The 22,705-nt window shown below is 44.5% G+C and carries 27 protein-coding genes; 14 read left to right on the top strand and 13 right to left on the bottom strand.

The window, feature by feature from the left end; all coding sequences use genetic code 11:
- Nucleotides 1–43 precede the first annotated feature (43 nt).
- On the bottom strand, nucleotides 44–358 hold the full coding sequence (locus F0231_RS00510) for a helix-turn-helix domain-containing protein (RefSeq protein ID WP_171757758.1): 315 nt from the start codon (nucleotides 356–358) through the stop codon (nucleotides 44–46).
- 151 nt (nucleotides 359–509) lie between these two features.
- Here F0231_RS00510 and F0231_RS00505 point away from each other — a divergent pair, with 151 nt between their 5' ends.
- Both F0231_RS00505 and F0231_RS00500 read left to right on the top strand, forming a co-directional pair.
- Nucleotides 510–848 (top strand): hypothetical protein, encoded by a 339-nt coding sequence (locus F0231_RS00505; RefSeq protein WP_171757757.1) that lies wholly within the window; start codon nucleotides 510–512, stop codon nucleotides 846–848.
- A gap of 197 nt (nucleotides 849–1,045) precedes the next feature.
- The gene (locus tag F0231_RS00500) at nucleotides 1,046–2,149 is read left to right on the top strand and encodes a permease (RefSeq protein ID WP_171757756.1); all 1,104 of its coding nucleotides are present in this window, start codon (nucleotides 1,046–1,048) and stop codon (nucleotides 2,147–2,149) included.
- A gap of 58 nt (nucleotides 2,150–2,207) precedes the next feature.
- Here the strand turns inward: F0231_RS00500 and F0231_RS00495 are convergent, their stop codons facing one another.
- On the bottom strand, nucleotides 2,208–2,579 hold the full coding sequence (locus F0231_RS00495) for a nuclear transport factor 2 family protein (RefSeq protein ID WP_171757755.1): 372 nt from the start codon (nucleotides 2,577–2,579) through the stop codon (nucleotides 2,208–2,210).
- A gap of 101 nt (nucleotides 2,580–2,680) precedes the next feature.
- On the opposite strand from F0231_RS00495, the gene F0231_RS00490 reads away from it, so the two are divergent.
- Complete coding sequence (locus F0231_RS00490; RefSeq protein WP_171757754.1) at nucleotides 2,681–3,547, top strand: LysR family transcriptional regulator; 867 nt, start codon at nucleotides 2,681–2,683, stop codon at nucleotides 3,545–3,547.
- Between the two features lie 12 nt (nucleotides 3,548–3,559).
- Here the strand turns inward: F0231_RS00490 and napH are convergent, their stop codons facing one another.
- From napH to F0231_RS00465, 5 genes are all read right to left on the bottom strand, one after another.
- On the bottom strand, nucleotides 3,560–4,408 hold the full coding sequence (napH, locus tag F0231_RS00485) for a quinol dehydrogenase ferredoxin subunit NapH (RefSeq protein ID WP_171757753.1): 849 nt from the start codon (nucleotides 4,406–4,408) through the stop codon (nucleotides 3,560–3,562).
- Entirely contained in the window at nucleotides 4,408–5,175 is a 768-nt protein-coding gene (gene napG, locus F0231_RS00480; protein WP_171757752.1) for a ferredoxin-type protein NapG, read from the bottom strand. The genes napH and napG overlap by 1 nt, the downstream gene beginning before the upstream one ends.
- Nucleotides 5,176–5,451: 276 nt before the next feature.
- Nucleotides 5,452–6,126 (bottom strand): DUF1868 domain-containing protein, encoded by a 675-nt coding sequence (locus F0231_RS00475; RefSeq protein WP_171757751.1) that lies wholly within the window; start codon nucleotides 6,124–6,126, stop codon nucleotides 5,452–5,454.
- Nucleotides 6,127–6,151: 25 nt separating this feature from the next.
- The gene (locus F0231_RS00470) at nucleotides 6,152–7,276 is read right to left on the bottom strand and encodes an ROK family transcriptional regulator (protein WP_171757750.1); all 1,125 of its coding nucleotides are present in this window, start codon (nucleotides 7,274–7,276) and stop codon (nucleotides 6,152–6,154) included.
- Between the two features lie 14 nt (nucleotides 7,277–7,290).
- A complete protein-coding gene (locus F0231_RS00465) occupies nucleotides 7,291–8,121 on the bottom strand; it encodes a glycerophosphodiester phosphodiesterase family protein (protein WP_171757749.1) in 831 nt (276 codons plus the stop codon).
- Nucleotides 8,122–8,362: 241 nt separating this feature from the next.
- Between F0231_RS00465 and F0231_RS00460 the strand changes: the two genes are divergently transcribed.
- The 4 genes from F0231_RS00460 to F0231_RS00445 are packed head-to-tail and all read left to right on the top strand — an operon-like array spanning nucleotide 8,363 to nucleotide 12,252.
- The gene (locus F0231_RS00460) at nucleotides 8,363–9,433 is read left to right on the top strand and encodes an ABC transporter ATP-binding protein (RefSeq protein WP_171757748.1); all 1,071 of its coding nucleotides are present in this window, start codon (nucleotides 8,363–8,365) and stop codon (nucleotides 9,431–9,433) included.
- The gene (locus F0231_RS00455) at nucleotides 9,430–10,299 is read left to right on the top strand and encodes an ABC transporter permease (RefSeq protein WP_171757747.1); all 870 of its coding nucleotides are present in this window, start codon (nucleotides 9,430–9,432) and stop codon (nucleotides 10,297–10,299) included. Before F0231_RS00460 ends, F0231_RS00455 begins: the two co-directional genes overlap by 4 nt.
- Nucleotides 10,296–11,141, top strand: a complete 846-nt coding sequence (locus F0231_RS00450; protein WP_171757746.1) for an ABC transporter permease — start codon at nucleotides 10,296–10,298, stop codon at nucleotides 11,139–11,141. Before F0231_RS00455 ends, F0231_RS00450 begins: the two co-directional genes overlap by 4 nt.
- A 13-nt stretch (nucleotides 11,142–11,154) precedes the next feature.
- Nucleotides 11,155–12,252 (top strand): extracellular solute-binding protein, encoded by a 1,098-nt coding sequence (locus F0231_RS00445; RefSeq protein WP_171757745.1) that lies wholly within the window; start codon nucleotides 11,155–11,157, stop codon nucleotides 12,250–12,252.
- 70 nt (nucleotides 12,253–12,322) lie between these two features.
- On the opposite strand, the gene F0231_RS00440 is transcribed toward F0231_RS00445, so the two are convergent.
- Both F0231_RS00440 and F0231_RS00435 read right to left on the bottom strand, forming a co-directional pair.
- Nucleotides 12,323–12,709, bottom strand: a complete 387-nt coding sequence (locus F0231_RS00440) for a heme-binding protein (RefSeq protein ID WP_171757744.1) — start codon at nucleotides 12,707–12,709, stop codon at nucleotides 12,323–12,325.
- A gap of 9 nt (nucleotides 12,710–12,718) precedes the next feature.
- Entirely contained in the window at nucleotides 12,719–13,687 is a 969-nt protein-coding gene (locus F0231_RS00435; RefSeq protein ID WP_171757743.1) for an aldo/keto reductase family oxidoreductase, read from the bottom strand.
- 103 nt (nucleotides 13,688–13,790) lie between these two features.
- On the opposite strand from F0231_RS00435, the gene F0231_RS00430 reads away from it, so the two are divergent.
- The gene (locus F0231_RS00430) at nucleotides 13,791–14,669 is read left to right on the top strand and encodes a LysR family transcriptional regulator (protein ID WP_171757742.1); all 879 of its coding nucleotides are present in this window, start codon (nucleotides 13,791–13,793) and stop codon (nucleotides 14,667–14,669) included.
- A 15-nt stretch (nucleotides 14,670–14,684) separates the two neighbouring features.
- Here F0231_RS00430 and F0231_RS00425 read toward each other — a convergent pair whose 3' ends face one another.
- On the bottom strand, nucleotides 14,685–15,452 hold the full coding sequence (locus tag F0231_RS00425) for a phosphatase PAP2 family protein (protein WP_171757741.1): 768 nt from the start codon (nucleotides 15,450–15,452) through the stop codon (nucleotides 14,685–14,687).
- A gap of 326 nt (nucleotides 15,453–15,778) precedes the next feature.
- Between F0231_RS00425 and F0231_RS00420 the strand changes: the two genes are divergently transcribed.
- The 5 genes from F0231_RS00420 to folM all read left to right on the top strand — a co-directional run bounded on the left by F0231_RS00420 (nucleotide 15,779) and on the right by folM (nucleotide 18,518).
- The gene (locus tag F0231_RS00420) at nucleotides 15,779–15,973 is read left to right on the top strand and encodes a hypothetical protein (protein WP_171757740.1); all 195 of its coding nucleotides are present in this window, start codon (nucleotides 15,779–15,781) and stop codon (nucleotides 15,971–15,973) included.
- Between the two features lie 195 nt (nucleotides 15,974–16,168).
- Entirely contained in the window at nucleotides 16,169–16,666 is a 498-nt protein-coding gene (folK, locus tag F0231_RS00415; RefSeq protein WP_171757739.1) for a 2-amino-4-hydroxy-6-hydroxymethyldihydropteridine diphosphokinase, read from the top strand.
- Between the two features lie 111 nt (nucleotides 16,667–16,777).
- On the top strand, nucleotides 16,778–17,155 hold the full coding sequence (gene folX, locus F0231_RS00410) for a dihydroneopterin triphosphate 2'-epimerase (protein WP_171757738.1): 378 nt from the start codon (nucleotides 16,778–16,780) through the stop codon (nucleotides 17,153–17,155).
- An 11-nt stretch (nucleotides 17,156–17,166) separates the two neighbouring features.
- Complete coding sequence (gene folE / locus F0231_RS00405) at nucleotides 17,167–17,805, top strand: GTP cyclohydrolase I FolE (RefSeq protein ID WP_171757737.1); 639 nt, start codon at nucleotides 17,167–17,169, stop codon at nucleotides 17,803–17,805.
- Nucleotides 17,802–18,518, top strand: coding sequence for a dihydromonapterin reductase (gene folM, locus F0231_RS00400; protein ID WP_171757736.1), 717 nt, complete (start codon nucleotides 17,802–17,804; stop codon nucleotides 18,516–18,518). The genes folE and folM overlap by 4 nt, the downstream gene beginning before the upstream one ends.
- A 158-nt stretch (nucleotides 18,519–18,676) precedes the next feature.
- On the opposite strand, the gene F0231_RS00395 is transcribed toward folM, so the two are convergent.
- From F0231_RS00395 to F0231_RS00385, 3 genes are all read right to left on the bottom strand, one after another.
- Nucleotides 18,677–19,375, bottom strand: a complete 699-nt coding sequence (locus F0231_RS00395) for a hypothetical protein (RefSeq protein ID WP_171757735.1) — start codon at nucleotides 19,373–19,375, stop codon at nucleotides 18,677–18,679.
- A gap of 39 nt (nucleotides 19,376–19,414) precedes the next feature.
- Nucleotides 19,415–19,906: a hypothetical protein gene (locus F0231_RS00390; RefSeq protein ID WP_171757734.1), complete on the bottom strand. Its 492-nt coding sequence runs from the start codon at nucleotides 19,904–19,906 to the stop codon at nucleotides 19,415–19,417.
- A gap of 1,411 nt (nucleotides 19,907–21,317) precedes the next feature.
- Entirely contained in the window at nucleotides 21,318–21,656 is a 339-nt protein-coding gene (locus F0231_RS00385) for a cytosolic protein (RefSeq protein WP_171757733.1), read from the bottom strand.
- Nucleotides 21,657–21,908: 252 nt separating this feature from the next.
- On the opposite strand from F0231_RS00385, the gene F0231_RS00380 reads away from it, so the two are divergent.
- Nucleotides 21,909–22,700, top strand: coding sequence for an oxalate:formate antiporter (locus F0231_RS00380; protein ID WP_171757732.1), 792 nt, complete (start codon nucleotides 21,909–21,911; stop codon nucleotides 22,698–22,700).
- Nucleotides 22,701–22,705 lie beyond the last annotated feature (5 nt).

The following is a 22,705-nucleotide window of genomic DNA, read 5'->3' as shown; positions in this document are numbered from 1 at the left end:
TGATAATTTGCAATCATTGCTCTAGGGCGATGTATCAGATCAGCTAATTTCTTCCTTTAGAGACTTGGAGAATAAATCGAATCAACAGCAGTTTTGACTCTTTGTCGAGCAAACGTACTGCAGACATCAAATCATCAGACTCGACCTTTCTCACTGACAGTTCATCCATTGCCACATCTAAATGAGTCATGCCCAATGTACGCAAAATGGAACGATATTGAGAAAGTTTAAGGTCTGACTCACCTCGCTCAATGCGTTGATAAGTTTTAGTGCTCATCCCAGCTAGCTTGGCGACTTTTTCCTGCGATAAACCCGCTTGCTTTCGACGCTCCATGATAACCATGATGATCGGATCCATTCTTCCCCCCAATAAACTGGACTGAATTGTCCTATTTACAGCAATTTGTGGACCATATTTTCCTGCCTCGGTTTACCCCTAATGGGTTGTTCCATAAAATCCCTTTGAAAAAAGGCACTTACCGTACAAACCGCTTAACACGAGAGATACAATGACGTACCCGCTAAAAGCAAATTGCAAAATCCATACTCGCAATTTGCAAAAAATCATTCAGGTTAATTGCGATAACCGCCAAGTGCTGACCAAACCCCTTTCAACAGCAGCGACTCACTCACTTATTGAAGTGCAGCAGCGTTTAATGACTTACAAAGAGCTAAAGCTTCACGAAGATATGCTCGCGCCTTGTGAAATGAATCAGCTTCTCGACAGCATGTTTGAACCAGAACGTGAGATCGCGCTTTGCGGCATTGACTGTTTAGAGTTCCACATTCGGCTGGTTGATAATTGGTTGAAGCAGAACATCAATTTAAGCACCGCCCTCAAAACGTAAAATACCTTTCTAAGCCTTTTCACCTTCCCTACTCGCTTCTATCTATCCTAAGTCATTGATAAAAAACAGATCACAAAAATAATTCGATTTCTATCGAAATATTCATTGATCTTTTCTCTGTCGTTTTTATAATTCCAGAAAAGTCGAAATGAATTTGAACATTCAGATTCATTCTCTATCGAATTTGGAGTCATAGTATGAACACTGGTTTTACAAGCACTGAATTGCTGTCCATGGCGAGCGAAGCATTAGATATGTTCGCCTTCCTTGCGACTGAACTGATCATTCTCTTTTTAGCGATTAGCTACATCGTTGGCGTACTCCAGGAGTTTTTAACCCCGGAGAAAATTCAGTCAATTCTTAGCTCACGCAATGGTAAAGGTTACGTAGTCGCTGCGCTACTTGGCGCAATTACCCCGTTTTGCTCATGCTCAACTATTCCTTTCCTAAAAGGTTTATTAAGAGCTCGCGCCGGGTTTGGCCCAATGATGGTCTTCCTATTTGGTAGCCCACTACTTAACCCTGTGATTATCGGCCTATTCGTTGTCACATTTGGTTGGAAAGTCGCACTCTTTTACTTCGTAATTGCGATGGCAGTCTCGGTCATTGCGGGCTACGTGCTAGAAAAACTCGGCTTTGAGCGCTACGTGAAACCTGAAGCTTATCAAGCAGCTGAAGCATCAAGCTGCGGGACAAGTTGTGGTGATGGCAAGCCTGCCGTGAAACAAGAGAGTTCATGTGACACATCAAGCTGTGGCGAACCTGCTGCTCCAGTAATGGCAAAAGAGTCATCATGCTGCGGCACTAAAAAAGAAGAGCCAAAAGTTGAAGTCTCTTGCTGTGGTAGTGATGGCAGCGCAACAGCGACCATCGTTGAAAATAAAGAACCGAGCCGCTGGGTAAAAATCTGGCACTCGACTTGGAAAGACTTTAAACAGGTATTCCCATACTTAATGCTAGGTATTGCGATTGGTTCATTCATCTACGGGTTTATCCCAACAGACTTGATTGCCCATTACGCAGGTGAAGGTAAGTGGTACGCGATTCCAGTCGCAGCGATCATCGGTATCCCTCTGTACATTCGTGCTGAAGCGGTTATCCCATTGAGTGCAGCGTTGGTACAGAAAGGAATGGCACTAGGCTCAGTAATGGCATTGATCATTGGTAGTGCTGGCGCAAGTTTGACTGAAGTGATTTTGCTTAAATCCATCTTCAAGAACCAAATGATTGCTGCCTTCCTAACCGTCATCATCAGCATGGCCATTGGCGCTGGCTTCCTTTACAGCTTTATCTTTGGCTAAAAACACAAAGACCCGGTTCGCCGGGTCTTTTTGTTTCACTCTTTACGTTAAGGCGAGTTTATCTTTCGCCTAGCACTTCAAACTCGTCATACGTTAGACGTGCTTTGCCATCTTCCTGAATCGTCCACACCTCTTTGTGTACAACACCGAACGCTTTGTTCATTGTCCATTTAGACGTCAGGATGTAGTTGTCATCATCAACCTTTTCCCACTCTGTATCAGTGTATGCTACATCACTGAAACCTTGATCCATGATGTTTTGCCAAAACGCCTGAATCTGCTCACGACCTTCAAATGTCCCGAAAGGCTTCGCATGCATTGTTGTTCCCTCGGCGTACTGCTCGGCACAACCTTTCGCATCTTGATTATTGAAGGCTGTTTTCCATGCTTCGATACCTGCCTGACATGCTTTTAATACTGATTGAGTCATTTGTCTGTCTCCTCTGAGTTGATGTATCCAGTTTAGTGATACTATTAACTTAGAAAAACAAACAAATAAGAATTTACTGTTCGAAAATAGAGAACAATACTATGAACAAACATCGCCAGATGACACTGTTTATGCACATTGTCGAATGTGGTTCTATCTCGAAAGCAGCTGAAAAGTTAGAACTCTCAAAGTCAGTACTCAGTCACGCACTCAAACAGTTAGAGAGTGAATTGAGCACCACCTTGTTAAAACGCACCACCAGAAAGCAGAGCTTAACACCTCAGGGAGAGGCATTTTATCGACGCTGCCAAGCGATGAATGAGATTGTTGACCAAGCATGGGAAGAGATGCGAGAAAGCCAACACGAGCCATCTGGCAGCCTCACCATCACTGCTCCTCATGCGTTGATGGAGAGTGTCATTGCGCCCGCGTTAGGGGAGAGCTTTCAACAATATCCGAAGGTGTCACTGAGTCTTATCGCGGATGATCATCAATTGGATTTGATGCAGCACGACATTGATCTCGCGATCCGAGTTGGAGAATCGAACGACAGCAACTATCGACAACAAAAGGTTGGTGCATTTCGAGACGTATTGTGCTGCGCTAAAGGCAATACTCCAGACCTAAATAGCTGCGCCTACATTGCGAATCACTGGCAATCAAAACAAATCGTGCATCATTTAACGCACCCATCCAGCCAGCAGAACTTGGAGTACCGATTTACCACTAAGCATAGAGTCAACACCATCAGTCAGGTAGCAACGATGATCTCGCTAAATATGGGCGTTGGCATCGTACCTGAGTTCTTACTGCCTAATTACTCAAACCTTGAACCCTGTATACCTGACTGGCAGCTTAACGCCACGAATGTCTACGCGCTTCACCCTTATTCAAACAAGCCACCGCTGACTGTTACGATGGCGCGTGAAGCTATCTGCGCAAAACTCAAGGAGTGTGGATTAGGCTAAGCACCATCACTTTTAGGCTTTAGTTTTAAAGATGACCTTAAACTCTAAAACGTCTTCAGGGCAGACATCGATACAACGCCCACAGCTCATGCAGTTTTGATCCATTACACGTCGGTCGCCTTCTTTAAGCGGCTGACGCAGCACAACAGGCTCGGGGCAGACGTTATAACAATCCATACATTTTGTGCAGGATTCTCGTTTCGTCGCCGTAATCCTGATCGGGCTCTTGCGTCCGATAACACCGTAAGTAGCACCTAATGGACAAAGGTGGCCACACCAACCGTGGTCCACGAGTAATAAATCCACCACAAAGACCAGTAAAATTAATATCCAGCCCGCGCCCATGCCAAACAAAATCCCTCTGTGTAAGGCGGCTACAGGGTCGATCCAACTCCAAAGCACGGTGCCTGATGCGGCGCTCCCAACGAGCAAAGCGAGCAAAAGCCAATAACGTAATTGCGGATTCCAGCGAAAGCTGGCTTTGATCTCTAGCTTACGTTTAAGCCAGGCAGCAACATCGGTCACTACGTTCATTGGACATACCCAGCCACAGAAAGCTCTTGGGCTCAGCAGCGCATAAAACCCGATCACGATGGCAGCGCCCAAAATTGCACTAAGCTCTGGGACATGGCCAGTAAAGACAATTTGCAGCAGGATAAGAGGGTCGGTAAGAGGTACTGTTTCAAGCAACAAACTTGATGATAAATTGCCTTTTAAGATCCCAACAGTCGGCCCTAACAGGAATAATCCAATCACGCTAAATTGACACAACCGGCGCAAGACAAGAAAGCGATGGGCGTGCCACCAGCCAAGTTTTTGAGCCGCCTCTTTACCTGCATCTTTGGCTAAATTTTTTGCCATTATTTGCTCCCTCCTAGCGACTCAAGCGCACCTGAAGGTATCATTTGATCAGGTTCATTATTGCCAAGCGGTTTACTGACCTCTTCCCAACCCAGTTGGTAGTGTGCACCCATCTTTCCTTTCGCAAGTTCGGTTGGGATGATCTTAATCGCTGCCACTTCTGTGACACACGCCTGCTCACATTTACCACAGCCAGTGCATTTATCTGAATGAACAGTCGGGATAAGTTTGGCGTGATAGCCAGTTCGTTCATTGCGCACATGTTCTAGCGTGATCGCTTCATCGATAAGCGGGCATACTCGATAACAAACATCGCAGCGTAACCCTTGCCAGTTCAGGCAAGATTCATGGTCGATGAGTACCGCCGTCCCCATACGAGCATCATCGATATTGGTCAAAGACGGGTCCAACGCGCCACTTGGACACGCGACGACACAAGGGATGTCTTCACACATCTCGCAGGGGATTTTCCGAGCATCGAAGTAAGGCGTTCCTGACTCCACCGAGGAGAGCAAGGTCGCCAGTTTTAACGTGTCATAAGGGCATGCTTGGACGCACAACCCACAGCGTGTGCAGGCTTTTTCAAACTCCCCTTTGGGTAATGCTCCTGGTGGCCTAACAGGCACACCTGCGCCATCACGCGCTTGGGTTTGCACTGACTGTAGCCCAAGTACCGTTGCGGCAGCGCCGACTCCCGCTGCGGTTCTTACGGTATCACGCAGAAAACGTCGGCGGCTTTCTGACGTCTTTGATTTAGAATTGCTCATGACATTGCCTTACTGTGCCCACTCCTAACAGATACGAACTACGTTCGAGAGTGTTCACCTATCACTATCTATTAGGGTCTGTTGACCTAGTTTAATTGTAGTCTTGTAGAAGTAAGTTTATGTGAGTTGCAGAGCGATTCGTTTACCTAAAAAGAAGTAGTCGCCACCTTGGTTGAGATAGATCAATTATCCGAGGTGGCAACGGTCACAAAGGTGACAAATACAGAGAAAAGGAATAAGAACAGAGCAGCGAAAATACTGCTCTACATGATGAGATTAAGAAAGAGTTTGCAGTGGTTTGAATTCAAACATGTCTTCAAATGTACAGAACTCGACAGCACGATGTTTCAACGTACCAAACGATTTTGAGATTCGTTCAGCAATACGATCTGTCGTCGCGAGCAGCTCTTGCTTTTCATGCTCTTCCAGCTCGATGACTCGATAGCTCAAGGTAATATGGAAATGGTAATCATCAAAGTCAGGCATATTAATCCCTGTTGCGTCACGAAGCTGCGAGCGACAGTCTGCAAGTGCCTGTTTGGTCTGTTCGTTCGCCGGTTTAATACGAATAGCCGAACCACCTACTTGGCAATTGTGTACATAGTCATACACCATTTCGAAGCCTTGATGAGCACCAATATGACGAACCGCTTCAGAAAAGTACTCTGTTGTGGCGCTCAGTGGCGCATCAAGCGGCACTTTTGATGTCCATTTTTCCGCAAGACGAATCTGGTCACATACACCTTCAAATACCGTCATGTGCATTGACTCGATAGGAAGATAAGAGAACTTAGCGCCGCACTCCATCGCTTTTAGCTGGTCTTGTGCCCAAGTTAATTCATTGATCAGTTCTAAAGATGGATCGACATGACAAATAAAGGTGTTGCCAGGAAAACGGCGTACAGAGCCGTCCTCGTGGAACTTAACGCCCACGCTCGGTGCAAATTTCATATAGTGATGTTCCAGTAAAGTGTTATTAAATACCTAGTGTGCGAAATACCGGGTACATACATGCCCCATAGGTATTCAGCGACATTCCAACTTTTGTTGGGGATATACGAGCGATTGGGTAGTCACGTTCGAACTGAGCCCACTCGTGTGTAAGATTCATTTCATCGATCAGGGTTTGGATAAGAGGTTTAGGGCACTCACCTGCAATAATCACACAATCTGGATCTAGCCAGCCAATCGTCAGCATCATTAAAGGGCGCAGTTGCTCAACGGCATTGTCTAACCATTGGCGTACGACTGGATTTGAGCTGTCTGGAATGTGTTCAGGATCATGCACATCGTAGCCCGCTTCATTGAGATGATTGAGCAGCCCACGAATCGTTGGCTTCTTCTCTTCACCAATAATGCTGAAATAGGTACCAATTTCACCCGCATTTTGACGGCTACCACGATAGAGTTTGCCGTTGACGATAGCACCGCCACCAACACCGTGACCAAGCTCGATCAGCACCATGTTCTTTACACCCGGCCATTCACCTGAGTAGTACTCACCAACCACGGCTGATTTACAGTCATTGTCTATCCAAACTGGCCAATCAAAATGTTGCCCAAATTTGTCAGCAAGTGGTTCATCTCGCCAGTGCGCCAATGCCTTTACAGTGTAAATGCTTTTGCGATCACCCTTTGTTGGCCCTGGTAATGACACACCAATCCCAAGGATACGCGCATGGTGGAGCTTTTGCTTATCGATGAGCGAGTCAATCTCCTGACGAATCTGACTGATTACGACATCAATTGAAGCGTCTTCTTGATAAGAAATGCTGACCTTATCGACTAGCGTCCCGCAGAAGTTAGCGAGGCCAATATCAATACGTTGAATATGAAAAGCGATACCGAATGAAAACGCCGCATAAGGGTTTAACTCTAAAGGAATAATGGGCTGACCACGGCCGATACGAACACGCGCGCCTTCCTTAATGAGATTCATGGCCAGTAACTCTTTAGAAATACTGGTCACGCTACCGCTACGAAGCCCGGTAAGTTCAACAATTTTAGCGCGCGACACAGAGCCTTCTTGACGACACGTCGCTAGAATTTTCTTTTGCCCGGTTGTGAGCTCTAATTGAACAGGTTTAATCGGGTGTAACATGGGTAGTCGTTTCCTTAAATGGCTTTCATGCCAGCTTCTTCAATCAAGTCTTTCAGCATATCGATGTCGTCATGACTCAACATGTCAATCAGCCCACTACGAATCCAATCAATGACTTCACTGTGAACATCGTAGCCATAATACTGGTTAAACCACTGAGTCGTCACGATATTCTCACCTTTATTCGGCAAGTAAAGTCGAACCGATAACCCCGCTGCTTTATACCCTTCTAACACCTCTTTTGATGTGTAAGGGTATTCGACACAGACACTGTCGGCATTCGATGCGAGTACTGCCCCCACCTGATCATCGTATTTAGCTAAGGTCACTACCTGTATTTTAAGTTCAGGCAACAGCGCCTTTGCTCGGTTGATCAAACTATGGTCAAAGCCAAGCAACAAAACTTGATCGATGCTTTTCGGTTTTTGTTTAAGCAGTTCAACCAAAGACAGAGCAAACTCTTGATGCAACCTGCGCTGCTTGGCCTCAATCACAAGGCCAACTTGATTGAGCAAAGCCCAATCCAAAACATCGGACAGTAGTGAAATCGACGTACCTTGAAACTTGTCATCGAACCACTGTCCAAAGTCGAGCGCTTTCAGTTGAGCTAGCGTCATTTGTTCTACATAGCCCGAGCCGTTCGAAGTGCGGTCTACACTAGGATCGTGAATAACAACAATGTGACCATCACTGGTCATCGCAACATCGATTTCAATACAACTCGTGCCTTTTTCCAACGCACTTTGAAACGCTAGCATGGTGTTTTCTGGGTAAAAAAGGCAGTCACCTCGATGCGGATTAACCAACACATTACCTTGATGGGCTACGACAAACTCAAAGGCCAAAGGCTCACTCCAATTAAACTACCTAACAAAGTTTAATAGAGATTAATCTCCGTGGTGCATATTTGTCAACTAACAAAATACAGAATTGTGACACTATAAAATACCTATATAAAACAATAAGATAAAAAATTAACCGTGATCTGAGCGTAACTTTCAGGCAATTTTAATCGCCAAGTAATAATTTTGAAATAAACTAAAAATAGTCTTAACGGAAACATTAAACTTTTTTAAAAAGGTTAATATGAACATTTTAGAATTACGCTCAATCACCAAGAACTACGGTGATTTTTACGCCTCGAAAGACATCTCTTTTTCAGTTAAAAAAGGGGAGTTTGTCACTTTACTAGGGCCGAGCGGCTGCGGAAAAACAACCTTATTGAAAATGATTGGTGGATTTCAAATTCCATCAAGCGGCGACATTTTGATCAATGATCGCGTCGCAACTAATACGCCTCCTGAAAAACGCGAAACAGCAATGTGTTTTCAGTCTTACGCTCTATTTCCACACTTGAGCGTTTCACACAACATCTGTTTTGGTATGGAGCAGCAAAAGATCGATAAGCGTGAGCAACACAAACGTTTAGCCGAAATCCTCGATCAAGTTGGCCTTATGGAACACAAAGACAAACTTCCTGGTCAACTTTCTGGTGGTCAACAGCAGCGTGTAGCTCTTGCTCGTGCGATGGTTACGCGCCCTGACATCATTCTTTTTGACGAACCACTTTCTAATCTTGATGCAAAAATGCGTGAAGGTGTGCGTTTCGAAATCAAAGAATTGCAGCGCCAGCACAATCTGACCTCTATTTATGTCACGCACGACCAAGCTGAAGCACTGGCGATGAGCGATCGCATCGTGGTACTTAACAAAGGACAAATTGAACAAATCGGAACACCTGAAGATATCTACTATCGTCCAAATAGCCGATTTGTTGCCGATTTTATTGGTGCTGCGAACATTCATAGCGCATACGTCGAAAATAGTGGCGACGAAAACAGTTATGCCATCACCTGTAATCTCGCAGACCTAACGGTTCAATCAGATACAGCCCCGCTAGGACAACATGTCTACATTTGCTGGCGTCCGGAAGATGCTGAGTTGTGTGAAGCTGGTGCTCCGAACAGCTTTCAAGTCACCGTCGACTCAACGGCCTTCCAAGGCAATAACCTGGATGTGTTTGGTTGGATAGGCAATCTGCAAGATCAGAAGATTCGCCTACAGCTCAGTGGTCGTGTCACGGCCCAACGTGGTGATGTACTCAATGTTTGTATCCCTCCTCATGCCATTCGCTTTTTAGAAGAGGTAGAAGCATGAAATTAAAGCCTTATCTGTTACTTATACCCGGTGTAGGAACGATAGCGCTTCTAATGGGGAGCGCACTCTATGTCGTGATTGCGCAAAGCTTTGGCGCATTCAGCCTAACAGGTGAAACAAACCCAACGCTTGAGTATTGGCAGACTACCCTCAACGACCCTGTATTATGGCGCTCAGTTGGCTACTCTCTTCGAACCTCGATTTTGGGCACACTAGGCGCTGTCGCATTTGCCTATCCAATTGCCCTTTGGTTACAAAAAGAGGTACCAGGCAAGCCTGCTATCATCGGCGTACTTCGTGCACCTATGTTTGTTCCAGGGCTTGTCGCCGCATTCTTGTTAATGAACGTGATTGCTTACCACGGTATCTTCAATGAGCTGCTACTTCTAATGGGCGTGATTGATAAGCCGTTGAGACTTGCTAATGACAAGTTCGGTTGGAGCATCGTGGTTTTGCAAATTTGGAAGAACCTACCGTTTGCTCTGATTCTGATTACTGGTGCCATTGCGAGTATTCGTACCGACCTGCTTGATGCCGCGCTTGATCTAGGCGCAACACGTTGGTCTCGCTTTAGAAACATCATATTTCCGCTGACCATTCCAGCGCTTCAAGCAGCATCTATTTTGGTGTTTATCGGGGCTTTAGGTGACTTCTCATTCGCGGCTGTCGCAGGCTCTCGCAGTAGTTACTCACTTGCGATGCTTATGAACATCACCGCTACCCAATACTACGAGTGGGAAAACTCAGCCGTTATCGCCATGGTGATTATGATTCTTGCTGCGATTTCAGCCGTGGTACTGACACTACTGACTCAACCATTTTCAACTCGCAAAAAGCCGGTTATTTCTCTGGAGGCATCTAAATGAACCGCTTAAAACAGATGTCTAACGCCCAGTTAGTAATGACCATCTCGATCGGTTTTTTCATTCTGGTAAACCTTGTCTGGCTGGGAATTCCATTCGCTATGGCCATTCTTTGGTCACTGGTAGACCCGGCTCATCCGTGGAGTTACCCAGACCTATTCCCACAAGTGCTGTCGTTCGGCCGCTGGGCGGAAGTTTGGAACAATACATCGTTACCAGAAGCGCTGCGCAACAGTTATAGCGTAGCGCCAGCCGTGGCAATTCTTACCATTACACTGGCTCTGCCAACCGCGTATGCATTTGGCCGATTCGAGTTCAAAGGTAAGAAAATTGCAGAGATGGTGTCACTGCTGCCTATGGTGATGCCATCAATGATTCTGGCGGTTTTCTTTAGCTCAATGCTACTAGAGCTTGGCCTAAATGACCCATACATCAACATTGTTATCGCACATACCGTACTTGCACTACCTTATGCGATTCGCATTTTGTCTGCCGGCTTTAAAGCCATCCCACAAGACTTGATCGATGCCTGTGCGGATATGGGCGCTGGTAAAATTGGCACCTTCAAACACGCTTTTTTACCGATGCTTAAGCCGAGCTTATTAGCATCGACCATTTTCTGTCTGGTGATCAGTGTTGAAGAGTTCAACATGGCTTTCGTACTGGGCGCACCTGACTTTATTACTGTACCTACAATACTCTACTCGTTCTTGGGTTATTCATTTATTCGCCCTGACGCTGCGGTAGTATCATTAATCTTAGTGATTCCTAACGTACTACTCATGCTGCTCATTGAACGTCTACTAAAAGGAAATTACCTGTCAGAGTCGACTGGTAAAGCATAATTCAGAGGATACTATGAAAAAAACACTCTTATCTGCACTTATCGCGGCAAGCTCTTTCTCAGCAATGGCATACGATGTAAATACAATGAGCTGGGAACAAATTGAAGCTCAAGCGAAAGAAGAAGGCTCAGTGACATTCTCTGTTTGGTATCTACAACCAGCATGGCGTAAGTTTGTAAAACCGTTCGAAGAGCAAACAGGCATTAAAGTACGTATCCCTGAAGGCACACACGATGGCAACCGCAATAAACTGCAAGCGGAGAGTCGTCGTGATCAAGGCTCAATGGACATCGTGGCACTAGGTCCTACCGCGTTAAAGACCTTTAAAATCGATAGCACGTTATTACCACTTAACGTACTACCAGAGTTCGAAAAACTGAACAAATCAGCGGAAGGTGTCGATAGCCAAGGCTATGGCGTGACATTCTGGGGCAACCAAACGGGTATCGCTTACGATTCAGGTCGTATTGATGCCGCTGACCTTCCGCAATCCTTTGCTGATATCGAAAAGTACATCAAAACTAACCCAATGAACTTTGGTGTGAACGATCCAAACGGCGGTGGTGCTGGTCAACGCTTTATCGAAGCAACAATTCGTCACGTAAACGGCGACTTTGAAATGACCGAAAAAACAGACCCTAAAGTGATTAAGTCATGGGCTGACACTTGGGATTGGTATCAAGGCAACAAAGAAGACATCCTGATCACGGCATCGAACGCTGACAGCCTAACGCGCATTAACGATGGTGAGATCATTATGGCTCCAGCGTGGGAAGATCACCTAGCGGGTCTGCAAAAGCGCGGAGCATTAACAGACCGCATCAAGTTCTACATTCCTGAATTTGGTATGTCTGGCGGCGGTAACTTTGTAACGGTAGCCAAAAACAGCCAACACAAAGCAGCATCACTGGTTTTCATTAACTGGTTAACATCAGCAGAGACACAATCTGCGATTAATGCCGAATTTGGTTCAGCGCCACAACACCCTGATGCAGATAGCTCTAACTCTCTACTGCCTCAAGAGATGCGTGCAAATGCGACAGTACCATTTAACTCAGAATACAGTGCGATGCTGAAGAAGCAGTTCACCCGCAACGTATTGATGCGTTAATCGGTCTTTCAATCCGATAAATATAGAAAGGGCTCTAGTGATAGAGCCCTTTTTTAAAATCGTAATCTTGCTAAAGTAAATTCAGCGCTTTGTTAGCGAGCATTTCATCTTCCTCTTCAGACAAACCACTGACACCAATTGCGCCAATAACAACATCATTCGAAATAATGGGTAAACCACCCATAAACCCCGTGATTTTAGGGTCAGTCCAATAACTGAGCTGCTTGCCTGTCTCTCTTGCCCACTGACCAAGATCACCACTTGGCTGGCGATCTCTCGCTGAGGTGTATGCTTTGTTTTGCGCCAATAGCCCCGCTTGAACGCTCACACCATCCATCCGATAGAAAGCGACGAGTTCTCCATGAGAGTCAGTCACAGCCACCGCTATGTTCTGCTTATTTTGGCCAGCTAACTCAATGGCGCGCTCGACCAACCGAGAGGCTTGTAACATTTCCATCCTAGCTCCTTACGGTATCTCTTGGCCGAGTGATTTATCCAGTAAGGTGTACCATTCAGCGCGGCTCAATTTCACCTTATCGACTTCCAAGCATGCACGAATACGCGCAGGATTCGCTGTCCCTATCACTGGCTGAATGCCTTGAGGTAAGCGAGTTAAAAACGCCAATACGACGGCTTCACGTGAGACTTGGTAGTGCGCCGCAAGTGACGTGACATAATCAATGGTATTGCGTACTCGCGCGTCGCCGGTACTGTCATCACGCCCAGTAAATATCCCTTGAGCTAAACATCCCCAAGCTTGAAGCTGAACGCCGTGCATATCACAGTACTCCAACGTTCCTTGCGAGCACTGCTGCGCATCAAATGGCAAAGCGACTGCTTGTTTGATGAAGTCTAAATGATTCAAGCTCATTTGGGTTTGGTTAACAATAATCTTGCTATCGATACGAGATTGAAAGTGCTCCATCTGCGCATGGTTCATGTTGGACACACCGAGATGCTCTACTTTTCCTGCCGCTTTTAATCGGTTAATCGCTTCACTTAATTCGTCAAATTCAACCAAGGGATCTGGGCGGTGCAAGAGCAACACATCGAGTTTGTCGATATTCAGTCTGGAAAGAATGCCGTCCACAGATTGAGTCACCCAGTCCGCTGAAAAGTCATAGCGCTTAGCGCCCAACTGATCTTCAAAACGGATCCCACATTTAGACTGAATATACATTTGCTCTTTCAACGATGGGGACTGCTTTAGAACTTCTCCAAAGACCTGTTCCGCTTTTCCAAACGTATAGATATCAGCATGGTCAAAGAAATTTATCCCACCTTCTAAAGCAACCTCAATCGCTTCTCTGGCTTGTTTCTCATCTTGTTGTGTAATCGGATTGTTATTCCAACCACCGCCAAGGCCCATACAGCCAAAGGCCAATTGACTGACATTAGGTAGGTGCTGAGACAGGGGTAAGGTCTTGCTATTCATGGCTCACCTTTCAAAATTAAGTAATGTATCTGTGCTCATTGTATTGTTTTCAATAAACATGATAATAACTGGATTATGAAATGATTATTCTGGTATGAGAACAATGTCCAATCCCAAAAGAGTTGAAAGGCTCATGCTGTTCCACGAAGTTGCTTTTCATCTCAGCTTTTCAAAAGCAGCCGAGCAACTCGGGGTTTCAAAAAGCTATCTATCATCAAAGATCAAAAGCCTAGAGTTAGAGCTGCAGACGCCTTTGATCATCAGAACAACGCGCAGTGTCAGACTGACCCCAGAAGGCGCACAAATTTACGCTCAAACGCAACGCATAAAGAATCAGGTAACGGAACTCGATAGGCTACTCAACCTACAAGCGAGTGATGTGACAGGAGTGCTTCGCCTTACCGCACCCAAAATGTTCGCTGAATCGGTGCTTTACAAACTGTGTGCTGAGTTTAAACGCGACTACCCTGACGTTAGGTTTGAGATAAATTCCAGCTATGAAGTGATGAGTATTACGGATACGGAAGTGGATTTTGCCTTTCGAGCGACACGTAATCCCCCCGAAAATGTCATTGCTTCGCACCTATTTGATTACGAACATTGCCTTGTCGCGTCACCGGAGTATCTCTCACACTACGAGCCACTAACAAAAGTGGAGCAATTATCACAGCATGAGTGTTTGGCAACCTTACATCAGAAAGAGTGGCCGCTTGCCAGTAAAACAATAGAAGCCCAAGGTTGGCTCCACAGCAATCAGAATGAGCTGTTGAAAAGTGCTGCCGTCAATCACATGGGGATCATTCGAATTGCCAGCTATTTTGTCGAAGATGAGTTAACGCGCGGGCAGCTTGTGCAAGTTCTGCATGATGAAACACGTCAAGAGTCAGGAGCCATCTACCTGTTGTACCCTCAACTGGTTTTTCCATCCGCTAAAGCACAAGCATTCGTACAATTCGTTAAACGCTATTTTCATGGCGAGTAAATTAGGGGTTGTGACCTAGTCTCCTCGCAGGCGCAGCGCTAGGTTAGAGGGTAAATGAAGTCGATCAATCAACATCCCGGTCAACTTTTCGAAGTTAGGGATAACCAAATAGACCGCCATGACAAACGCGATTGAGCCCACCAAATCGATTGGTCGATGCATGCCCAGCCACAAACGGCTGTATGCCACACTCAATGCCCAAACACCTAACATTGCGGTTAAGCCAAAACGTTTATTCTGCAGGAACAAGCCGCCGAAAAACGCTACGCAAATCGCCGCAAAAATCGTGTGACCAGATGGAAATGAGTAGTCTTTCTCTCCCTGCCAGTGACGAGTTCGCCAAGTAGACACTCGTTGAGATATCTCATCAATGACCTCAGCTTTTTGCGCACTGTTTAGGTTATAAAAGTGGTCTGGCTGTGGGATCAGTAATTGGTGTGAAAGCAGTTCTGTGTATGGTCTTGGGCTCTCTGTGACATGCTTTAGACCCGTTTTTGCGGCAAACCCAATCACTAAAATAACGCCCAACTGCATCAGTTTCGTCACAAACTGACGATTGAAGCCAATCACTTTTATGGTTATTAAAGTCAACAGCGCGAGCGTAAACAGAAAGCCTGACGAACCCGCAGAGTTGGTGATCATCGTAAAAAGAAAACCAGAGACATCACTCACTTCACTAAGCAGATCAATATGGCTAACAAAAAGGGACATCGGAGCAACCACCAGCAAGAAGCCTAGTAATAGAGCTAATCCGTGGCGCTTCTCCTGCACTAATCTTTTCACATTATCGACCTACATTGAATCAAACTTAGGGTGCATCTTAGCCGACGAAACGTGGCAAATTTATCAACTTAATGTCAATTCGGTGAAAGTTAGCACCCCCTAGCAGTTTGGGTCACAAAATCGTTTCCACCAACCAAAAAGCGTAAAGCCAACACGCTTTCGTCACCAAAATGAATCAATCCCATCAATACATTGCACATATAAATACAGTTGCATATTCACTAACTCTCCCCTAATCTATCAATGATCAGTTAGATGTCTGAATCAGTCGCTGTAGCCCAAACATCTTTCGCCGTATTAAGAAGGCTACGAGGAGGATAACCCTTATGATTAACAACAAAGAATTTAAGACCATGCTCAACTGCGTTTCAGAGTTAAGCCCACGTCAAAGAAGGCTGTTGTCTTTGAAGCTTCGTTCATCACTTGTCGATCATAGCGCGGAGAAAGCCCATGAACTGATAAGCCAAGAAGAACTCGATATGTTGGTCGGTGACAGAAAATGTGAAGAAGTGGAAGGCTAGCTAGGATCTCAAGTTCTGAAGCCTTCAAAACACATCCCATCATACAATCTGATCTGATAGATTGCACTCGCTCGTTTATGCCTTTTCCAACTCATCCCCCTATTCTGCTTTTATCTTCATGAAACTAAAACAACGCACTGCTGATCTTCACAGCAAGTTTAAACGTACTTGGATGCTCGGAAAGGGAGAAATACCATGGCCACCGTCTATGTCAGCATCGGCAGCAACATTAACCGAGAACACTACATCACAGAGTCTCTCAAAGCATTGCATCAGCGCTTTGCACCGCTAACTCTTTCTAAGTTCTACGATTGCGATCCCGTTGGTTTTGAAGGGGACAACTTTCTCAATCTGGTCGCGGGCTTCGAATGTGACCTCCCTATCGCTGGATTGTCCAAGGTTCTGCATCAAATCGAGTTAGAAAACGATCGCCAACGTGAAACCAAGGAGTATGCTTCACGCACCTTGGATATCGATATTCTTCTTTATGGTAATCAAGTGGGCGTCATCGACGGAGTAGAGCTGCCTCGCGGAGAAATCACCGAATACGCTTTTGTACTTCGACCGCTCGTCGATATTGCCGCGAAAGAGCATCACCCAACGCTTGGCATCTCTTTTGAACAGCTTTGGAACAACTTTGACCAATTGAGTCAAAAGACCGAACCCATCCCTTTTGATCTCAATTTCCTTTAGCTCGAAAAAAGCTTCAAAAAGAACGTCAATTCCCGACTCGCTTGATTTGTATTGATCTTTTCTTCTAACCAGCACGTACCTGACATCACCTTCTATGGAGCGGAAACCGTTATGAATCACAACGCCATAATTACCATTACAAATCTCCGATTGAGAACCTTCATTGGCTTCAACGAAGAAGAGAAAACTAAGCAGCAAGACATCGTTATCAATGCAGAAATCCACTATCCCGCAAACAATCTATGTTTGTCCGATGACGTGGAAAACGCACTCAACTACAAGAACATCTGCAAGAAGATTATTCATCACGTCGAGTCTGGACGGTTTCTGCTTCTAGAAAAGTTGACTAGCGATGTGCTTGGGATATGTATCGATCATCCTTGGGTGCAATACGCTCAAGTAAGAATCGATAAGCCTCACGCGCTGCGCTTTGCTGACTCCGTTTCGCTCACTCTGAGCTATGAAGCAGACCAAGCCATTAAATCATAAGGACTGAGCCAATGTTGACCACAGAAGCAGAAAGAGTAAGAGAGGCTCTGCTCTCAAGAGGCCTTGAAACCCCCATGACATCGAGCGAAATGAATAGTGACCAGAAGTACAATCGTATTAAAGGGCTCTTGACGGAAGTAGTGAGTACGCTTGGACTCGATCTAACCGATGATAGCCTGGCTGAAACGCCCCATCGTATTGCAAAGATGTATGTACATGAGATTTTTTCAGGGCTCGACTACAACAATTTTCCTAAAATCAGTGTAATCGAAAACAAGATGTCCGTTGATGAGATGGTCAAGGTGTCGGACATAGATTTGACTTCGACGTGCGAACATCACTTCATCACTATTGATGGTCTTGCGCAAGTCGCCTACATCCCTGAATCCAAGATACTCGGTCTATCTAAAATAAACCGTATCGTGCGATTCTTTGCCCAACGTCCACAGGTTCAAGAGCGTCTGACTCAGCAAATCTTAGTTGCGATACAGACTCTCGTCGAAACAGAGAACGTCGCGGTGACAATCAAGGCTACTCATTATTGCGTTAAATCCAGAGGCGTTATGGATGCGAACTCTGAAACCTCAACAACGGCACTCGGTGGTATTTTCAAAACTAACCCTCAAACTAGAGCTGAGTTTTTACGATGAGTGGAACCATACTAATAACCGGCGTTGGAAAGCGACTTGGCTTCGCGCTCGCACAGCAGCTTTTATCAGATGGATACCGAGTAGTTGGCACCTACCGCAGCGACTACCCTCAACTGCAACAATTGCGCGGCAACGGAGCCGACTTACAGCAGGTCAATTTTTATCAACAAAGCAGCTTAGAAGGCTTTCTTGATTACGTCGGACAAGAGTATAAGACACTTAGAGCCATCATTCACAATGCGTCAGACTGGAAGCCAGAGAACAAAAGCGATCCGAGCGAGAACGCCTCTCTAATCATGAACCAGATGATGACGATTCACGCTAGCGTGCCTTATTTGATCAACCTAACGCTCAAGGAGCAACTGATGTCTGGCGATGACACGTCAGACATCATTCACATCAGTGATTACGTGGCAGAAAAAGGCAGTAAAAAGCACATCGCTTATGCTGCCAGCAAAGCCGCGCTCAACAACTTGACGCTGTCGTTTTCAGCCATGCTTGCGCCTAAGGTGAAAGTGAATACGGTCTCACCTGCGATGCTAAAATTCAATGAACAGGACAACGAGACATACAAGGCCAAGGCTCTGCAAAAAGCGTTGATTCCGAGAGAGGCGGGCTTTGAAGAAGTGATAGAGGGCATCAAGTTCGTTTTGGCCAGTCATTACATGACAGGAAGAACCTTACACCTTGATGGTGGTAGACATTTGAAGTGAAGCACGCTTTGTCGTCTAGAATAACAGAACGCAAAGGCCGATGTTTGAAGCTCTTATTATATCACTTGAAGATATAATAAGAGCTGTTACTAAGTGTTTAGTACAATGTCATGCTCAAAATATGTTTGATGACACAAGCATTGATTATAATTTCAAAATTAATCCCGCGAACGCTCTTCTCTTTCAAGCTCTTCTTCGGCTAAGTCATAGCGATCTCTTTTAGAAAGTAACGAGCTTTGTAGTGGATTGGTAAACTCTCTTTTCAGTCTACGGTTTCTGATCTCTCCATCACGCAGCATGCCTCCGTACAAGACAACAGCCGCAATAAACAAACAGATACCCGTCATGATTTGCCAGAACAGTTCTTCGTGCATAATTCGTAGATATGCACCTGTTCCAATGACGGTAGATGCAGTAATCATTAGACCGTATCGACTATATTTGAGCCAGGCAGCAAAAGAGCGTAAACCGCCTGTAACAATCCAAACGATAAAGATAAGAGGAGCAAATGCAACCATAAAAGCAAGGCACAGTGCGACAAAGCCAAACACCCCTGAAAAAGGAGTCGCAATAGCCGCGTATGGACTAACGAAATGAAAATTAACACCTATAGCAGCCATCATTAAAAACAATGGGATAGAGAATAAGTGGTCAGAGAAAGTATTGTATTCCTCACTATTTGAAAGATAATGATACACTGCATAGAGTGAAACAACTCCACAAGTGATACTAATACCGTTTACAAATCCGACATACTCAAAGCAGTAAATGGCTCCTCCTGCAATCGCCGCCCCACCACTAAGAAAGAATGACAGCACGCTCAGTACAGCGTCAAAAGTAAACACATCGTTCAACATATAAAAATTTCCCTAACTAGTTAATCATTAAGAACAGAATCAAGCATTCTTTGGAACTTCAAATACTTCACGATGCCTTTTGCCATAAACTAATTGACAAAAAATCCCCATTGGCACGGAAAAAAGAATGAACCCTCCAAGTCCTAAAAATAATGCAGCAGCCCAAATCATGAAGAAGACAGCACCGAGGCTGCTGGTATGGGCACCATTTTTTAATAGGAACGCATAACTCCAAGGTCCAATGAAAAACCAAAATATCGGTCTCGTTAAGAAGTACTTTATCTCCCCGATCGAATCACTGGATTCACGGAGTTTGGTAATTAAAAAAACCACTAAGACAAGGAAAATCGCAACAATAAGCGATGAAATAATCGTTTTTTCATTTTTGGAAATGAAAAAGGCGAAGTCAGAATACGCGCTGTAAACTTCACGAAAATCAAACGTAAAATCTGTTCCAAAAAAGTTATTGAAGTCTCTTGCTAAATCATCAAAGTCGAAATTTCTAAAAAAATCTTTAATTACATCGAGCATTTTATAAGCCTGCGTTAATTTATAAAAACATTGCACTTAGTGTTTATAAGCACATCGATTAAAAGTTAATTTATTTGACCTAGGTCGGGGTTATCTTCGTTCAAAATCATAGATCCAATTGCCAATCATCGGCTTTAAAGCAAACACAAAGAACGCAAGTCCTATAACCAAGCAAATAACACCAACTATGTTTGACAATGTCTCTAGACCTAGTGCTTTTAAAAGCAACGCTGGTGCAAACCAAATCGCGATAATTGCACCAAAAAAATAGAGAGAACCTTTGTAAATCCAAGCAACTGGATAAAGTATTCTTATAAAGACATACGCGAAGCCATCACCAATCGCTCGGATAACGCGGTATAAACTAGTGAAGACCCAAACAACGCTACGATAAAAGGTCCTAGCGATAAGATAAAAGGGTCTCAACAACCAATAAACAGGCCAATATAGAAAGCGGAAGATTGATGTTGATAGTTTTATGTGTAAATAATGAAGTAATGTTACTTCCGAAGTGTGATCTGAATCCATTATCAGCAAGACCTTGATTTATAAGTATATTATTCTAAGATGTTCACTCAGTAATGATCACTGAAACTTATCGCAATAAACTAACAGATTTCAACAACAAATGCATCAATAGACACATGCATCCATTGGCACTTTGTGAGGTTAGATCTTGAGTGCGAGCGTCACTGACTTTAAGTGCTTAAATCACTTACTATCAATCAATTTCAAAGGTCGAATATGAATAAAAAAATAACCGTCGGGCAGTTCACATTCATTTATTCTGAAAAAATTTCGGATATTAACTTTAATATCAGTAACAGTCAGAAGAGTTACCGTTTTGGTGATATGAAAGATCGTGATAATTTGCAGATGCTAGCGGAAGGCCTCAAACAAGCAAACTGGTTAGAGATAAGTAAATTTTCCGTTAGTTACAATCCATCTGATACTGATATGCCACACACATTAATTCTAACGAAATTGGCTAATAAGCTCGATTCGGTTTATTTCATTTCGAATGACTCCTGGGATGTCAACGACTCTTCTCAATTAATGAATTACGATGAATTAGTTAACCACTGTCAAAGTAGATATGATCTAGATCCTATAAAACTGCAATTCAACTAGTCAAAATTTCCACTAGCATATATTTACTGTGAGTTCAGGCAGCCGTCTTTTGACAGAAATAAAATGATAGAATAAAGAGTGTAATAGCTTGGAATGCTGAGATACTTTCTAAGAAAGGTTAGCGCCCCTATAAGCAAAGCACTAACCGATTTGAAACTAGCTGGGTCTTTGCCTTACCAATCACCGCATTGCGCGGTTGATACGGTGCTAGTGCTACATTAATAAACCAGCAATCCTGCCTAGTTCGCTGAATGCAATCAAAGGGCGACAGCAATAACGGTTAGTCGATTCGAGTTATAAAAGTTTTCTCGTCATCAACAAACGCGACATACCCACCGTGATAAATAAACACGCGGCCACGCCCTTCAACCAGACAGGCAAGCTGTGGGTTCAAATCTTCTTCAATATCCTGACTTTGATATGTGCCAGTATCGGTGACGACGCCACTGAGAGGCGGCAAATAACCATAAGTGCGCTTGGCTTGATCAATTAGGCTCAATTCACTCTTTATAGAGAAGCAAGACGGGATGTCACCCGCGTCTTCAATAAACATCGGTTTCAGTTCTTCAAACGCGGTAATGACCAGCCAGTCGATGCCGTTAACATGATGGATAAACATGGATTTTCTCGATAATTCTGATGCGGTGATTGTAGCACTATCTTTGGGAACGTATCAGAGCTTTAATCGTTGAAGGGGTGAAGCATTGGCCTATCCAGACATGCTCTACACTAACTTAAAACACATTTGCACCAAGTCGAGTTATCAATTCTCTTATTGCTTTTTAGAGAAAATTTAGAGATTCTATAATGCTGCGTAAATTTTACCGCACCAGCAGTTGCGATTCGTCAACCAGATATATAGGTAAAAATAATGAAGTTTCCAAAGTCCCTTCCTGCTTCTCATCAAGCCGTACTTGAGCACATTGTGGCTGTACTCTCTAACGACCCGCGCATTTGTGGTATTGGCTGTAGCGGTTCTTATGCTTCAGACTCTATGGATCAATATAGCGACCTAGATTTTGTTATTGCTATTGAGCCTGAGTATCACTCAGAGGTTATGGAGCAACGCTTCGATATTTTAAATCAGTTTGAGGGCTTACTTGCCGCTTTTACTGGAGAACATGTCGGTGAGCCAAGGCTGATTGTCTCTCTATTTGAGAGGGATGAACCTGTACATGTAGATTTCAAGTTTGTTTCTTTGCCTGATGCCGCTGTGCGAGTTGATGATACGCAAGTTCTTTGGCAACGTGGTTCTTGCTTAAGCGATGTATTTGTTACGAAACAACCATACTACCCACAACCTAATGCTCAATGGATCGAAGACCGATTCTGGATTTGGGTTCACTATGCTGCCACCAAGATCGCTCGCGGCGAATACTTCGAAACCCTAGAGTTTATCTCTTTCCTGCGAGTGACAGCACTGTCTCCACTAGCACTGCAGCAAGCAGGCTTAACGCCGTCGGGGGTGCGTACAATTGAGAAGCGTCTGCCAGAGTTTGCTAGTAAGTTAGTAAAGACCGTCGCTCAGCCAGAGAAAACATCGTTGATTTCAGCACTGGAGCAATGCATCACTATCTATTTAGAGTTACGAGCGAAAGAGAGCGTGACAATTAACGATCAAGCAAAACAAGCCAGTATTGCTTACCTAGAAGCATTGAAATAGAGAAT

The organism is Vibrio sp. RE86, assembly GCF_013114545.1.
In the GTDB taxonomy this organism is placed as follows: Bacteria; Pseudomonadota; Gammaproteobacteria; order Enterobacterales; family Vibrionaceae; genus Vibrio.
This window is presented reverse-complemented; position numbering and strand designations above follow the sequence as displayed.

Excerpts from the sequence above, each read along its gene's own strand:
- F0231_RS00510 (WP_171757758.1), bottom strand. The coding sequence starts at position 358 with ATGGATCCGATCATCATGGTTATCATGGAGCGTCGAAAGCAAGCGGGT.
- F0231_RS00505 (WP_171757757.1), top strand. The coding sequence starts at position 510 with ATGACGTACCCGCTAAAAGCAAATTGCAAAATCCATACTCGCAATTTG.
- F0231_RS00500 (WP_171757756.1), top strand. The coding sequence starts at position 1,046 with ATGAACACTGGTTTTACAAGCACTGAATTGCTGTCCATGGCGAGCGAA.
- F0231_RS00495 (WP_171757755.1), bottom strand. The coding sequence starts at position 2,579 with ATGACTCAATCAGTATTAAAAGCATGTCAGGCAGGTATCGAAGCATGG.
- F0231_RS00490 (WP_171757754.1), top strand. The coding sequence starts at position 2,681 with ATGAACAAACATCGCCAGATGACACTGTTTATGCACATTGTCGAATGT.
- napH (WP_171757753.1), bottom strand. The coding sequence starts at position 4,408 with ATGGCAAAAAATTTAGCCAAAGATGCAGGTAAAGAGGCGGCTCAAAAA.
- napG (WP_171757752.1), bottom strand. The coding sequence starts at position 5,175 with ATGAGCAATTCTAAATCAAAGACGTCAGAAAGCCGCCGACGTTTTCTG.
- F0231_RS00475 (WP_171757751.1), bottom strand. The coding sequence starts at position 6,126 with ATGAAATTTGCACCGAGCGTGGGCGTTAAGTTCCACGAGGACGGCTCT.
- F0231_RS00470 (WP_171757750.1), bottom strand. The coding sequence starts at position 7,276 with ATGTTACACCCGATTAAACCTGTTCAATTAGAGCTCACAACCGGGCAA.
- F0231_RS00460 (WP_171757748.1), top strand. The coding sequence starts at position 8,363 with ATGAACATTTTAGAATTACGCTCAATCACCAAGAACTACGGTGATTTT.
- F0231_RS00455 (WP_171757747.1), top strand. The coding sequence starts at position 9,430 with ATGAAATTAAAGCCTTATCTGTTACTTATACCCGGTGTAGGAACGATA.
- F0231_RS00450 (WP_171757746.1), top strand. The coding sequence starts at position 10,296 with ATGAACCGCTTAAAACAGATGTCTAACGCCCAGTTAGTAATGACCATC.
- F0231_RS00445 (WP_171757745.1), top strand. The coding sequence starts at position 11,155 with ATGAAAAAAACACTCTTATCTGCACTTATCGCGGCAAGCTCTTTCTCA.
- F0231_RS00440 (WP_171757744.1), bottom strand. The coding sequence starts at position 12,709 with ATGGAAATGTTACAAGCCTCTCGGTTGGTCGAGCGCGCCATTGAGTTA.
- F0231_RS00435 (WP_171757743.1), bottom strand. The coding sequence starts at position 13,687 with ATGAATAGCAAGACCTTACCCCTGTCTCAGCACCTACCTAATGTCAGT.
- F0231_RS00430 (WP_171757742.1), top strand. The coding sequence starts at position 13,791 with ATGTCCAATCCCAAAAGAGTTGAAAGGCTCATGCTGTTCCACGAAGTT.
- F0231_RS00420 (WP_171757740.1), top strand. The coding sequence starts at position 15,779 with ATGATTAACAACAAAGAATTTAAGACCATGCTCAACTGCGTTTCAGAG.
- folK (WP_171757739.1), top strand. The coding sequence starts at position 16,169 with ATGGCCACCGTCTATGTCAGCATCGGCAGCAACATTAACCGAGAACAC.
- folX (WP_171757738.1), top strand. The coding sequence starts at position 16,778 with ATGAATCACAACGCCATAATTACCATTACAAATCTCCGATTGAGAACC.
- folE (WP_171757737.1), top strand. The coding sequence starts at position 17,167 with ATGTTGACCACAGAAGCAGAAAGAGTAAGAGAGGCTCTGCTCTCAAGA.
- folM (WP_171757736.1), top strand. The coding sequence starts at position 17,802 with ATGAGTGGAACCATACTAATAACCGGCGTTGGAAAGCGACTTGGCTTC.
- F0231_RS00395 (WP_171757735.1), bottom strand. The coding sequence starts at position 19,375 with ATGTTGAACGATGTGTTTACTTTTGACGCTGTACTGAGCGTGCTGTCA.
- F0231_RS00390 (WP_171757734.1), bottom strand. The coding sequence starts at position 19,906 with ATGCTCGATGTAATTAAAGATTTTTTTAGAAATTTCGACTTTGATGAT.
- F0231_RS00385 (WP_171757733.1), bottom strand. The coding sequence starts at position 21,656 with ATGTTTATCCATCATGTTAACGGCATCGACTGGCTGGTCATTACCGCG.
- F0231_RS00380 (WP_171757732.1), top strand. The coding sequence starts at position 21,909 with ATGAAGTTTCCAAAGTCCCTTCCTGCTTCTCATCAAGCCGTACTTGAG.